Origin of the sequence: Shewanella morhuae (genome assembly GCF_003028295.1) — a bacterium.
In the GTDB taxonomy this organism is placed as follows: Bacteria; Pseudomonadota; Gammaproteobacteria; order Enterobacterales; family Shewanellaceae; genus Shewanella; species Shewanella morhuae.
Map to the genome: position 1 here is coordinate 792,177 of NZ_PYSG01000003.1, position 12,811 is coordinate 804,987.

12 protein-coding genes are annotated in these 12,811 nt (G+C 44.7%); 7 read left to right on the forward strand and 5 right to left on the reverse strand.

Translation table 11 applies throughout. The annotated features are described in order from the left end of the window. Positions 1-15: 15 nt before the first annotated feature. Complete coding sequence (gene dut / locus C9I43_RS18140; RefSeq protein ID WP_107885027.1) at positions 16-474, reverse strand: dUTP diphosphatase; 459 nt, start codon at positions 472-474, stop codon at positions 16-18. Next, positions 471-1,694, reverse strand: a complete 1,224-nt coding sequence (coaBC, locus tag C9I43_RS18145) for a bifunctional phosphopantothenoylcysteine decarboxylase/phosphopantothenate--cysteine ligase CoaBC (RefSeq protein WP_107885029.1) — start codon at positions 1,692-1,694, stop codon at positions 471-473. The genes dut and coaBC overlap by 4 nt, the downstream gene beginning before the upstream one ends. 121 nt (positions 1,695-1,815) lie before the next feature. Here coaBC and radC point away from each other — a divergent pair, with 121 nt between their 5' ends. The 5 genes from radC to C9I43_RS18170 all read left to right on the forward strand — a co-directional run bounded on the left by radC (position 1,816) and on the right by C9I43_RS18170 (position 5,301). Beyond that, complete coding sequence (radC, locus tag C9I43_RS18150; protein ID WP_076497115.1) at positions 1,816-2,493, forward strand: RadC family protein; 678 nt, start codon at positions 1,816-1,818, stop codon at positions 2,491-2,493. Between the two features lie 121 nt (positions 2,494-2,614). Then, a complete protein-coding gene (gene rpmB, locus C9I43_RS18155; RefSeq protein WP_076497114.1) occupies positions 2,615-2,851 on the forward strand; it encodes a 50S ribosomal protein L28 in 237 nt (78 codons plus the stop codon). A 6-nt stretch (positions 2,852-2,857) separates the two neighbouring features. Then, complete coding sequence (gene rpmG, locus C9I43_RS18160) at positions 2,858-3,031, forward strand: 50S ribosomal protein L33 (protein WP_006079871.1); 174 nt, start codon at positions 2,858-2,860, stop codon at positions 3,029-3,031. 312 nt (positions 3,032-3,343) lie between these two features. Then, a complete protein-coding gene (gene argA / locus C9I43_RS18165) occupies positions 3,344-4,663 on the forward strand; it encodes an amino-acid N-acetyltransferase (protein WP_107885031.1) in 1,320 nt (439 codons plus the stop codon). A gap of 119 nt (positions 4,664-4,782) precedes the next feature. Continuing rightward, positions 4,783-5,301 (forward strand): PH domain-containing protein, encoded by a 519-nt coding sequence (locus C9I43_RS18170; RefSeq protein ID WP_107885033.1) that lies wholly within the window; start codon positions 4,783-4,785, stop codon positions 5,299-5,301. Between the two features lie 30 nt (positions 5,302-5,331). On the opposite strand, the gene rarD is transcribed toward C9I43_RS18170, so the two are convergent. Both rarD and C9I43_RS18180 read right to left on the reverse strand, forming a co-directional pair. Further along, entirely contained in the window at positions 5,332-6,216 is an 885-nt protein-coding gene (gene rarD / locus C9I43_RS18175) for an EamA family transporter RarD (protein WP_076497111.1), read from the reverse strand. Positions 6,217-6,409: 193 nt separating this feature from the next. Continuing rightward, positions 6,410-6,874 carry a thioesterase family protein gene (locus tag C9I43_RS18180; RefSeq protein WP_076497110.1) on the reverse strand — a complete coding sequence of 155 codons (465 nt, stop codon included), beginning with the start codon at positions 6,872-6,874 and terminating at the stop codon, positions 6,410-6,412. Between the two features lie 228 nt (positions 6,875-7,102). On the opposite strand from C9I43_RS18180, the gene recQ reads away from it, so the two are divergent. Next, positions 7,103-8,926 (forward strand): DNA helicase RecQ, encoded by a 1,824-nt coding sequence (recQ, locus tag C9I43_RS18185; protein ID WP_076497109.1) that lies wholly within the window; start codon positions 7,103-7,105, stop codon positions 8,924-8,926. 5 nt (positions 8,927-8,931) lie between these two features. Here the strand turns inward: recQ and C9I43_RS18190 are convergent, their stop codons facing one another. Further along, complete coding sequence (locus C9I43_RS18190; protein ID WP_107885035.1) at positions 8,932-10,692, reverse strand: tetratricopeptide repeat-containing diguanylate cyclase; 1,761 nt, start codon at positions 10,690-10,692, stop codon at positions 8,932-8,934. A gap of 508 nt (positions 10,693-11,200) precedes the next feature. Between C9I43_RS18190 and leuA the strand changes: the two genes are divergently transcribed. After that, a complete protein-coding gene (gene leuA / locus C9I43_RS18195) occupies positions 11,201-12,769 on the forward strand; it encodes a 2-isopropylmalate synthase (protein ID WP_107885037.1) in 1,569 nt (522 codons plus the stop codon). Positions 12,770-12,811: the final 42 nt, after the last annotated feature.

The window sequence follows — 12,811 nt, forward strand, 5'->3', positions numbered from 1 at the left end:
TAACGACTTAGGGGATTATTTAGTGCCTGAATGGCCAAATCCGCCTTCACCACGATCTGAGCTATCGAACTCATCAACGAGTTTGAATTGTGCTTGTATTACAGGAACAAACACCAGTTGTGCCAGACGGTCACCAATTTCTAAGGCGAAGGGTCTGTCGCTGCGATTCCAGCAAGACACCATTAACGCTCCTTGATAGTCTGAGTCGATGAGTCCAACCAAATTACCAAGTACGATACCGTGTTTATGACCTAGGCCTGAGCGCGGTAAAATAACTGCCGCCAGTCCAGGGTCTGCAACGTGAATGGCTATTCCTGTGGGGATCAGCACGGTTTTACCCGGAGCGATCGTCAAAGTAGTGTCTATCATGGCGCGAAGATCCATGCCTGCGCTGCCTTGCGTAGCGTAAGCGGGCAGAGGAAATTCTGAGCCGATACGGGAGTCGAGGATCTTTAATTCAATCGGTGTTTTCATGTATTTGTTTTTTCTTTCACTATTAACGAAAGTAATTGCCGTGCCAGCGTGAGCTTATCCGTTGCTGGCAAATCTTGACTCCCCTGCGGCCAGAACACGCGCAGGGCATTGGCATCGGCATTAAAGCCTATACCTGCAATGGAAACATCGTTTGCGGCAATCATATTCAAGTTTTTACGTTTGAGCTTATCGCGCGCATAGGCTTCTACATCATGGGTTTCAGCGGCAAATCCTACCATAAAAGGACGGTTAGGTAAGCTTGCAACCGTGGCTAAGATATCAGGATTCCTCACTAGCGCAAGTTGCATTTCTTCTGCTGATTTTTTGATCTTACAGCTGGCTATCTCACTAATGCGATAGTCGGCAACGGCGGCGCAGCCAATAAAAATATCTTTATTATCAATGTTATTCATTACGGCATCGAGCATATTTTGTGCCGATTCAACGTCAATGCGTGTCACGCCTTCTGGCGTACTTAAATTCACTGGACCTGAGACTAACGTAACCGCTGCGCCCATATCGGAGGCCGCTTTGGCTAAGGCAAAGCCCATTTTCCCTGAACTATGATTCGAAATATATCTGACTGGATCAATGGCTTCTCGGGTTGGCCCCGCCGTTATAAGCACTGATTGTCCGGCGAGAGGCTTATATTCAGCGCTGTCATTTTTGGCAAAAAATTGTGTCGCCAGCTCAGCAATTTCTAATGGCTCTAACATGCGCCCAGGACCGACTTCGCCACAGGCTTGGCTGCCACTGGCGGGTCCCCAAAGTGTAAAACCACGGGATGCAAGGCTAGTTAAATTTGCTTGCGTTGCCACATTGCGATACATCTGTTGATTCATCGCCGGACACAGTGCAATGGGCGCCTCAGTTGCTAAGCAAGTGGTAGTGATTAACTCATCGGCCATGCCGGCATTAATCCGCGCCAATAGGTTTGCGGTCGCAGGTGCGATAATAACCAGATCTGCCCAGCGAGCGAGTTCTATATGGCCCATTGCCGCTTCTGCAGCAGGGTCGAGTAAGCTCGATGCGACGGGATAACCCGATAACGCTTGCAGTGTGAGCGGGGTGATAAACTCCATCGCACTTTGGCTCATCACTACGCGCACATCAAAGCCGCGCTCCTTCAAGCGCCTGACTAAGTCAGCACTTTTATAGGCTGCAATGCCGCCGCCAATGCCCAGCAGGACGTTTTTATTTGTCAAACTCACAGACATCACCTGAGATAGAAATAATGCCGCAACGATAGCACAAAGTGGTGAATTTTAGTGACCCTCCCGGTTCAAAAAATCTCGTCCATACTTTGTAAAGTAAAATTATGTGAGGTGACACGGAGGTCGTATGGGTATTAAAGATTGGCCAGAGGGCGAAGGGCCTAGAGATAAGCTATTACAAAAGGGGGCGGCCCAGCTGTCGGATGCTGAGTTATTAGCGGTATTACTGCGTAACGGTTTGGCGGGATTAAATGCAGTTGACCTTGCGAGGTCGCTTATTCGCGAGTTTGGAGGCCTCAGAAATTTGCTTTGTGCTTCTCGAAATCAGGTATGTCGACTTCCGGGCGTAGGACCTGTAAAATACGCTCAGCTTCAAGCTGCGGCCGAATTAGCGCGGCGTGTAGCGCAAGAAAACTTGCAAAGAGGTCAAATTTTGACAAATCCCGATTTAACTCGGGACTATTTAATGAGACAATTGGCTGATCGCCCCTATGAAGTGTTTGCAGTTTTACTGCTAGATAGCCAGCATAGAGTGATTCAGTTTGTCGAATTATTTCGCGGTACAATAGACTCAGCCTCAGTGTACCCACGTGAAGTGGTGAGCTTAGTGTTGGAGAAAAAGGCCGCAGCAGTTATCGTTTGTCATAATCATCCGTCTGGTATTGCCGAGCCCAGTCAGGCTGACCGACGAATAACTGAACGATTAAAAAATGCGTTAGCAACCATAGACGTATCCTTATTGGACCATATGGTTGTAGGTGATCAAGAGATAGTTTCTTTTGCAGAACGAGGCTGGATTAATTAATCTAACACTTGATCTTCACTCTGTGATCGTGTATAAAATGCGCCCTCTTTGTGCCTCGGGCGACGGCCATACGAGGCACATTAATGCTCGAGCGTTAAAATTGTTTTTGGAGAAGATTGACATGTCAAGAGTATGCCAAGTTACTGGCAAGAAGCCTATGGTTGGTAACAACCGTTCGCATGCAAAAAACGCGACCCGTCGTCGTTTTTTGCCTAACCTACAAAACCACCGTTTTTGGTTAGAAGAAGAAAAGCGTTTCGTACAGTTACGTATATCTACTAAAGGTATCCGTCTGATCGACAAGAAAGGTATCGAAGTTGTTGTTGCTGAACTTCGTGCCCGTGGCGAGAAGGTATAATAGATCATGGCTAAAGCTAAAGGTAATCGTGAGAAGATCAAATTAGTTTCTACAGCTAAGACTGGTCACTTCTACACAACTGAAAAAAACAAGCGTAACATGCCTGAGAAAATGGAAATCAAGAAATTTGATCCTGTTATTCGCCAGCACGTTATCTACAAAGAAGCCAAAATCAAGTAATTCTTGGTGAGTGTTTCGAGAAAAGCCCCTTACTTAAGGGGCTTTTTTTTTGCATTTTTTTCGCGACGAATCATCAATTTGAGGGCATTGCATTACATACCTAAGTCGCATGAATCATGCCTGGTAAAGTCAAAACGTTAAGCGAAATGTAAAAAGTGCTGTTTTAAGCATTTAAAATCATTAAAACTGTGCTTTGGTGAGAATAAATTCTTTATATGTGAATTAAAATGCAATACCATACGCAAAAGTTAGCGATTCATTCCTGGTATGTCGTCGTGACATTGCCAGCTCAAAATGAGGTGTATATAACGCGTGCGTACCACTGAACTGGTTGATGGATTTCGTCACTCTGCCCCCTATGTCAATGCTCACAGAGGTAAAACCTTTGTGGTGATGCTTGGCGGTGAAGCTTTGGCTCAAAATCAATTTCGCGCCATCTTAAATGATGTCGCTTTGCTGCACAGTTTAGGGATAAAAGTGGTTTTGGTTTATGGCGCTAGGCCGCAAATTGATGCTGCATTAGCGAACAACGACATTGAGCCTATCTACCATGAAGGCGTACGTATCACCGATGAAGAGTCGCTCAAAGTGATCAAACAAGTTGCGGGTGCACTGCAATTTGATATCACAGCGCGTTTATCCATGAGTTTAAGCAACACACCGATGCAAGGGGCACAAATTAACTTAGTTAGTGGCAATTTTGTCATTGCTCAGCCGCTTGGTGTGGATAACGGTATCGATTTTTGTTTAAGCGGTAGAGTGCGTCGTATCGATGTGCAAGGCTTAAAACGCCAGTTAGACAATCACTGTATTGTGTTGATGGGGCCGATTGCGGCTTCTGTTACTGGCGAGAGTTTTAATTTAACGGCTGAGGAAATTGCTACTCAGGTGGCGATCAAACTCAAAGCTGACAAGATGATCGGTTTTAGCTCGCAAAACGGTATTCTTGATCGTAACGGCGATGTGATTGCAGAATTGATGCCTAATGATGCGCAAAACATTATGGATAAGCTGAGTGAGCAAGGGTCTGCTTGCGTTGGCACTATGGCTTTCTTGAAAGCAAGTATTGATGCTTGCCGTAATGGCGTGCCACGTTGTCACTTAGTCAGCTATCTCGAAGACGGTGCTTTATTGCAAGAGTTGTTCTCGCGTGAAGGCATTGGTACGCAAATAGTGACTGAGAGCGCTGAGCGCCTGCGTAGTGCGTCTATCGCCGATATTGGCGGCGTACTGAACCTGATTCGTCCATTGGAGGAGCAAGGCATTCTGGTGCGTCGTAGCCGTGAGCAGCTCGAGATTGAAATCGAACAATTTATGCTGATTGAACGCGATGGTTTAGTGATTGGTTGCGCCGCGCTCTATCCCTTTGAAGAGGACAATGCGGGCGAGTTTGCTTGCCTAGTCGTGCATCCTGATTATCGTGATGCTGATAGGGGTAGCTTGCTGTTGAAAAACATCATCAATAAGGCGCGAAATCGGGGTTATTCACGTTTATTCGCGCTAACAACCCGTAGCATTCACTGGTTTTTAGAGCATGGCTTTATGATTGAAGATGTTGAAGCGCTACCACAAAAGAAAAAGCAGCTATATAACTATCAACGTCGTTCAAAAATCCTCGTACTCGATCTGTAGATTATTCTAAATCAGCCCTATTAATGCCTGCCTAGTACTCATATTAGCGCTGGCATTTTTGTTGATATAATCGATGTTTATTGGCAAATTAAGGTTTAACCGCACAGGAGATGCTGCCGATGAGCCCCCAAGTATTCGAACTCGCCCCGTTAACCCAAACCTCTATGTTAAGTTTTCTTGTTTTGCTATTAGGCTTAGCCGGTATCTTACTGATGCTATGGTTAAAAAAGATGCCGAATATCGCTAAATCTGCCAGTTTAGGGATACTGCTTGTGATGATGGGCGGCTTTTCTTGGGTATTCTATCAATCTAGTCATGCGGAGTTAGTGTTAACTGACTCTGGGCTCACATTGGATGTCCCCTTCTACAAAGTGCAGCTATCGCGCGCGGATTTATTAGTTACCGAGGCGCGCATAGTCGATTTACAACAAGAGGTAGGTTTAACGCCGAGCTTTAAGGCGAACGGCATAGGTATGCCAGGGTTTCAATTGGGCTGGTTTAATCTACAGGGGAAAGGGAGATCATTTTTAGCGATAACAGATAAATCACAGTTAGTGCTGATCCCTACAACCAAAGGATATGATCTATTGCTGACGGTACCTCGAGGTGCAGAGTTAATTGCACAGCTACAAAAGTGAATCTTTTGCCGCTGTGCAAAGGGTAAATCCTTACGTTTTTTTGCGCTTGTAGGCCATATCTAAGGTAAAAATAAGTAATGCCGCCCAGATAAAAGCGAAAGTGACGCCTTTTTCTGCATCGAAGGGTTCATTAAACAGGCTTACAGCTAAGATAAACATAATGCTTGGGCCAATATATTGGAAAAAACCTAGCGTAGATAAAGGAATACGAACAGCTGCACCCGCAAAACACAGTAGTGGAATGGAAGTAACAATACCCGCAGCCATTAATAAAAGGTTCAATTGCCAATCGTTGGTTAGCATACTGGCTGTAGCGGTATCTGATGTAGCAACAAGATAAATCAGCGCAACGGGTAACAGTACCGCTGTCTCAACTAATAAACCTGCCTTAGCATCGACATTGACCTTTTTACGTAGCAGCGCATAGAAACCGAAGGTGCCCGCCAGTGCCAAAGAGACAATTGGAATTGAGCCGAAAGAGATTAATTGGAGTAACACGCCCGTACTGGCAAGAGTGACGGCAAACCATTGTAATTTACGCAGTCTTTCACCTAAAAACAACATACCAAGCAAGACGTTAAGTAAAGGGTTAATAAAATAACCTAAGCTGGCATCGAGCATGTGGTCATTATTCACTGCCCAAATAAACAGTAGCCAGTTTCCTGCAATCACGATCGAGGTGATAGTGAGCACCATCAGTTGCTTAGGCTGTTTAAGCAGTAAACGTAAACGAGAAAATCCGCCAATAAACAGCATGATGATCAACATAAACACAAATGACCAAATTACACGGTGAATTAAGATTTCGGTAGCGGATACATGGTTGAGTAATTTGAAATATAAAGGCGCAAACCCCCACATACAGTAAGCACTGACAGCGAGCAGGATCCCTTTGCGGTATTCACGATCTGACATGAGACATCTTCGAAGGACAATAAGATGGCGATTGTAGGTGTGTCTGCTAGCTGACTCAAGATATTAACCGCGCTATTTTCGTTACAGAACATCTCAATAAACCGTTAAACAGAGAATAAATGTTAGTAAAACAGCTTGTTAATCAAGCTGTGTACTTTGCTGATTTTAACGTAAGTAGGTGACAGTTAAGCCGTTAGCCGACCATATAGGTGCCGGTTCCAAAAGCAATGTGAGTACCTTGCTCGTTATGTAGCTCCATGCGGCACACCGATACCCGATTACCCGCACGGATCACGCTACCTGTGCCCGTAAAAGTGACTCCACGGCCGGGGCGTAGGTAATCGACCCGCATATCAATAGTCCCTAAGGTTTGAAGACGTTGCTGTAATTCTTCAATGCTCCAATCTTCACCGCTAGCGACAAGGCCGGCAAAAGCGGTCAGGCCACCGACAACATCCAAGATCGTCGCGGTGACGCCACCATGGAGAATTTGTTGGTGAATGTTACCAATTAATTCGGGTTTCATATTGACCACAACTTCGACACCATTAATGTCATAGCGTTTAATCTCTAGTCCCAGTAAATTATGAAAAGGCACATGTTTATCAAATACGTCAGCCACTCTTTTTAATATTTCGGCTTGAATAGGGGTTGTCATTAGGATTGTCCTTGTCACGAAGTGACTGTGAGAGGCTTTATTGGATTTATTATCAACGCTAATTTTATAAAATATTGCTTAGAGCAATTAATCTACAGTGAAGCAAGCGGCGAATGCAACCCTAGCCATGCAAGATAGGCTAGTCAGATAGATGATGTTGCATTGGCGCAAGACAGAAACGGTTCACTGCTTTAGAATAGGCGCCCTCACTTTTGACATAGAAGATCCATGCAAACGCCTGCACTCGAAATACACGATGATCCCCTTTCACAACGCCTTGCACAGGTGTTTGGTTACCGCAACTTTCGGGACGGTCAACGTGAGGTTATTGAGCGTGTTTGTGGTGGTCAAGACTGTTTAGTTATTATGCCTACGGGCGGCGGTAAGAGTTTATGTTACCAATTGCCTGCACTGCTGATGGATGGCATTACTATCGTCGTTTCACCCTTGATTTCGTTGATGAAAGATCAAGTTGATAGTTTGTTGCAAACCGGTGTTGCAGCCGCCTACCTTAACTCTTCTTTGCCACGAGAGCGCAGCGCCGAAGTACTAAAACAGTTACGCCATGGCGAACTAAAACTGCTGTATGTGTCACCTGAGCGTTTGTTAAGCAGCGATTTTATTGAACGAATGCAGTCGCTACCGTTAGCCATGTTCGCGATTGATGAGGCCCATTGCATTAGTCAGTGGGGGCATGATTTTCGCCCTGAATATGCCGCGCTCGGGCAATTGAAACAACTCTTTCCCTATGTGCCCATGATGGCGCTGACTGCAACGGCAGATCAGGCGACCCGCCAGAGTATTTGCGAGCGGCTCGGTATCGATCCTTTCCGTTTACTCTCCAGTTTTGACAGGCCCAATATTCGCTATACCGTCGCCGAAAAACTCAATGCGGCTAATCAATTACGGCATTTTCTTACTCAGCAAAATGGCACTAACGGTATTATTTATTGTAGTAGCCGTCGACGAGTCGATGAGGTAGCCGATCGTTTATGTCTGCAAGGCTTTAATGCTAAGGCCTATCATGCGGGTATGACGCAAGAAGATCGCGGCGCCGTACAAGATAGTTTTCTGAAAGATCAAATTGATATCGTCGTGGCAACGGTGGCTTTTGGTATGGGAATTAACAAATCGAACGTACGTTTTGTGGTGCATTACGATATCCCTAAAAGCATCGAAGCCTATTATCAGGAAACGGGTCGTGCTGGCCGTGATGGGCTAGACGCGGAAGCATTTATGCTATTTGATCCTGCTGATATTGGCCGTGTGCGGCATTTAATTGAGCAAGCAGAGCCAGGACCACAGCAACAAGTAGAATTCCATAAACTCAATACCATGGCCGCCTTTGCCGAGGCGCAAACTTGTCGTCGCCAAGTGTTGTTGCATTATTTTGACGAGAGTGCGCTTGAACCCTGTGGTAACTGCGATATTTGCCTTGACCCACCTAAACGTTATAACGGCACTGAAGATGCGCAAAAGGTGCTGTCGTGTATTTTTCGTTTAGGGCAGCGTTTTGGTATTAATCATTTAATTGAGGTATTGCGGGGCTCGAAAAGCGCGCCAATAGTCGATCGCGGCCACGATAAACTTACGACTTGGGGGATTGGTAAAGATAAGAGCCATGAATATTGGCTGAGTGTTATCCGTCAATTGATCCATTTAGGATTAGCGAGTCAGGATGTGACGCGTGGATCTTCTATTACGTTAAATCCTTCAGCAAGACCAATATTAAAAGGTGAGGTGGTGCTAATGCTGGCCGAGCCGCGGATTCAGCTAACGACAACCAAACGTAAGGTGAGTCAATCCAAAACTCCGCTCAATTACGACCGTAAGTTATTTGCACGACTAAAATTATTACGTAGAACCATTGCCGAGCAGCAGGATGTACCACCGTATTTAGTGTTTAACGATGCTACGCTGGCTGAAATGGCCGCGATGATGCCGACTAGTGCGGGTGAAATGCTCGCTGTAAATGGCGTTGGTGAGCGTAAATTGAGTCGTTTTGGTAACGATTTTCTTGATGAAATAGCAGCTTACTTAGCAGGAGAATAATGGGATTAATTATTCTCACCACTCTTAATTTTACTCAATTGATTGATGCTAGCCCGCTTTATTAGTGACTCTAACGTATCAAATTGTTGCATAGCAGCGACACCAATGTTGATCTTGCTCGAGCCTTGCCAAGGTTGAATGCACGCCACTAATTGAGTAATCACTTTTTGGGCCCCCTCAGTCGAGGTATGCGGTAAAACAATGACAATTTCATCCATCGAATAGCGGATTAATTTGTCTTGTTCTCGTAGTCGATGTTGTAACTCATCTTGCAATGAGGGTAAATCGACTTGACGGATTTGACTGGCATTAAAGATCAATAAAGATAGCGGGTAATTACCTTGTTTAGCGTTATTTAATACCGATAGTATCTGCTGAACCAGTGTCTCAACGGGCTCATCACCGTCAGCATGGGATGCGCGATTATTCTGCTTATCAATCAAATACCAAATCATCCCACCGAGTAAGAGTATTGCTATTAAAAATAGTGTGCTATAGAGCCAATCAACATTGAATTCTTGTAAAATAGAGGTTGATTCTGGCGTATTATCATTGCTAGTCGGCCCCATATCTTGTTGATTTAGGCGTGCTTTAAATTGCAATATTCGCGCATTATTCATCTCTTGATTCGCGAGTTCTGTTGCTCGATAGCGTTTAAGCAAGAAGGCATAAGCTTGTTTAAAATCATCTTGCTCTAAGTAATAATCGCTGATGATCCCATAAAATCCTTTGAGATCTGAGTATTGATTAAGGCTTTCCCCTTGTTCAATGGCTTGATGCATGAGAACTAATGCTTCAGCATCTTGGTGTTGGGCAAAACGTATTTGAGCTAGTAGACGGTTGGAGCGCATTATCGCTACTTTTTGGTTTTGTTTTTTAAATGTATTGATTGCTATCGCAATATACTCTTCGGCAGTATCAATACGGCCTTTATCGAGTGCGATTGAGGCCAAAATGGCATAGCTGTAAGCAAGCTCTAACGGCGAACCTAGTTCAGGTAGCAGTATTTTTGCTTGCATTTCGAGTTGGTCGCTGTAATCGAATTCTTGATTATCGAGCGCTATTCTGGCCGCATTTCGTAAAATGATATGTAAAACTTTCCCTTTAGCATCTGAGCTCTGTATCCCTAGATTGGTGTAATACATCGCTTGGGGGAAATCATGGGTCGCATAGAGTAAATTACCCATTGCGGCATAGATGTAAGCCTGTGGTGGCCAAACCCAATTTTGGGTTTGAGTATGAATATCGGGGTAAATATCGATAGCTAAACGTAAATCTTCGATGGCAGAAGAAAAATTATCGGTATCGGTGTCGAGTTGGCCACGCAAGCGTAAGGCATCGACCAAGGCTTGGGGTTGCTGGTAGCGCCTAGCTAAAGTAATCGCTGAGTCGAGTAAGGGTAGGGCATTTTGAATATTGTTGTTATTAAGATTGGCATCGGCTTGGCAAATTAAAAAGTAAGGGCGTGCTTGGTCTAGCTTAAGTTGCTTAGCGCGCGCGTCACCCAGTTGGGCGACGTTGATTGCCGCTTCATTTTCTCCGAGTTGTAGCAGGTTTTGGCACTTCAACACGCTCAATCTGAGTTGGTTGATATCAGAGTTTATATGGCTAGCTGCGAATGTTTTTTCTAAGAGAGCAAGTTGAGAAAATGCTTTGCTGGGATATTGGTAAACGAGCTCTGTCAGTTCATCTAACTGGTCTATAGCACCGGCCCCAAAGGGAAACAGCCATAAAAATAGGCTCAGCACCATGACGCGAAAATCCATTTTGTACTCCATAAAATACGTAAGTTCTACTATCCGTAATCACTGAAACGGGATTATAACTTTTCTTCAATATTGTTTGCATAAAAAACTATTTATCCGAAGATAGATAAGTTAACACATTTATATAATTTCTGAATCCAAACAGTTGGTTAATTCTATAGTATCGGTCACTAATATCAGTATAAAACCAGTCTAGATTAGCTTTATAAGCCACTAAACCCATTAAACATGAAAAAATTAGGGTTGACACTCATGGCTAGGCAAGTTAAATATTAACCGTCCTAAATAATTTGAACAGAATAAATATTTAAATTAAATGAATAGAATTAACCGCAAACTCGACCTCCTTCTCTCTCTCCTCGCGAAATATACGCGGAGGTCTTAGTGTTGCACGCTCGATAAATTAAGCAAAGCATTCACAAACCCCGCACAAATGTTGCGGGGTTTTTTGTATCTGAATACGGTTAAAAATTAAATAACGAACGGAAACGTTCCATGGAGAAGCGAAATGTCTAACAGAGTCATTATATTTGATACGACCTTACGTGATGGCGAGCAGGCGTTAGCCGCCAGCCTTACGGTCAAAGAAAAGTTACAAATCGCTATCGCGCTGGAACGTCTCGGTGTTGATGTGATGGAAGTCGGTTTTCCGGTTTCCTCACCCGGTGACTTTGAGTCGGTTCAAACTATCGCGCGCACCATTAAAAATAGCCGCGTTTGTGCTTTAGCTCGTGCACTTGAAAAGGACATTGATGCAGCGGCGCAGGCGTTGTCTGTTGCAGAGCAATTCCGTATTCATACGTTTATCTCTACATCGACCATTCATGTGGAAAGCAAGCTAAAGCGCTCCTTCGATCAAGTGTTAGAAATGGCGGTGAGTGCAGTTAAATACGCCCGTCGCTTTACCGACGATGTGGAGTTTTCCTGTGAAGATGCGGGTCGCACGCCAATTGATAATCTATGCCGTATGGTAGAGGCCGCGATTATTGCTGGCGCGCGTACCATTAACATACCCGATACGGTTGGTTACACAGTGCCAAGCGAATTTGGCCATATTATTCAAACCTTATTTAACCGTGTACCTAATATTGATCAAGCGGTGATCTCAGTACATTGCCACGATGACTTAGGTATGTCTGTGGCTAACTCGATAACCGCAGTGCAACACGGTGCCCGTCAAATCGAATGTACCATCAATGGCATAGGTGAACGTGCGGGTAACTGTTCATTGGAAGAAATCGCGATGATTTTAGCAACGCGCAAGGGGATGTTAGGGCTAGAAACTGGCATTAACGCTAAGGAAATCCACCGTACTTCTAATTTAGTCAGCCAGTTATGCAATATGCCAGTGCAGGCGAACAAGGCGATTGTCGGTGCCAATGCGTTCACTCACTCGTCGGGCATCCATCAGGATGGCATGTTAAAAGCGCAAAATACCTATGAAATCATGACGCCAGAAAGCATAGGTTTAAATCGTAATAACTTGAACATGACCTCGCGTTCAGGCCGCCATGTTATTAAGCATCGCATGCAAGAAATGGGTTATAGCGAGCACGATTACAATATGGACTCCCTGTACGAAGAGTTTCTAAAATTGGCAGATAAGAAAGGCCAAGTATTTGATTATGATTTAGAAGCTCTAGCTTTTATGGAAGCTCAAGCCGAAGAGGATAACCACTACCAATTGCAGCAATTAGTGGTGCAGTCTGACTCTACAGAAGGCGTTGCCACTGCCACAGTGCGTATCGAAGTGGATGGTGAAATTAAAACTGAAGCTGCAACGGGCAATGGTCCTGTAGATGCTGCCTATAACGCCATTGCCCGTGCAACGGATCGCCGCATCGACATCATCAGCTATAAGTTAGGTGCTAAGGGCGTAGGTCAAGATGCCTTAGGCCAAGTGGATATTACTGCGGTTTATCACGAGCAAAATTTCCATGGCGTGGGTTTAGCTACCGATGTGGTTGAAGCTTCGGCGCGCGCTTTAGTGCATGTGATGAACTTAACCTGTCGCGCAGACAAGGTTGCTGATTACAAACAAAACATGCAAAAGAGTCGAGAGCTAGGCGGCGTGTAGTCGCTAAAGGCTTCCAAAGAATAGCAAGGTCGAGCATAAAGT

Bases quoted from the DNA above. Each gene is read 5' to 3' on its own strand.
- dut (WP_107885027.1), bottom strand. From the start codon at position 474: ATGAAAACACCGATTGAATTAAAGATCCTCGACTCCCGTATCGGCTCA.
- radC (WP_076497115.1), top strand. From the start codon at position 1,816: ATGGGTATTAAAGATTGGCCAGAGGGCGAAGGGCCTAGAGATAAGCTA.
- rpmB (WP_076497114.1), top strand. From the start codon at position 2,615: ATGTCAAGAGTATGCCAAGTTACTGGCAAGAAGCCTATGGTTGGTAAC.
- rpmG (WP_006079871.1), top strand. From the start codon at position 2,858: ATGGCTAAAGCTAAAGGTAATCGTGAGAAGATCAAATTAGTTTCTACA.
- C9I43_RS18170 (WP_107885033.1), top strand. From the start codon at position 4,783: ATGAGCCCCCAAGTATTCGAACTCGCCCCGTTAACCCAAACCTCTATG.
- rarD (WP_076497111.1), bottom strand. From the start codon at position 6,216: ATGTCAGATCGTGAATACCGCAAAGGGATCCTGCTCGCTGTCAGTGCT.
- C9I43_RS18180 (WP_076497110.1), bottom strand. From the start codon at position 6,874: ATGACAACCCCTATTCAAGCCGAAATATTAAAAAGAGTGGCTGACGTA.
- recQ (WP_076497109.1), top strand. From the start codon at position 7,103: ATGCAAACGCCTGCACTCGAAATACACGATGATCCCCTTTCACAACGC.
- C9I43_RS18190 (WP_107885035.1), bottom strand. From the start codon at position 10,692: ATGGATTTTCGCGTCATGGTGCTGAGCCTATTTTTATGGCTGTTTCCC.
- leuA (WP_107885037.1), top strand. From the start codon at position 11,201: ATGTCTAACAGAGTCATTATATTTGATACGACCTTACGTGATGGCGAG.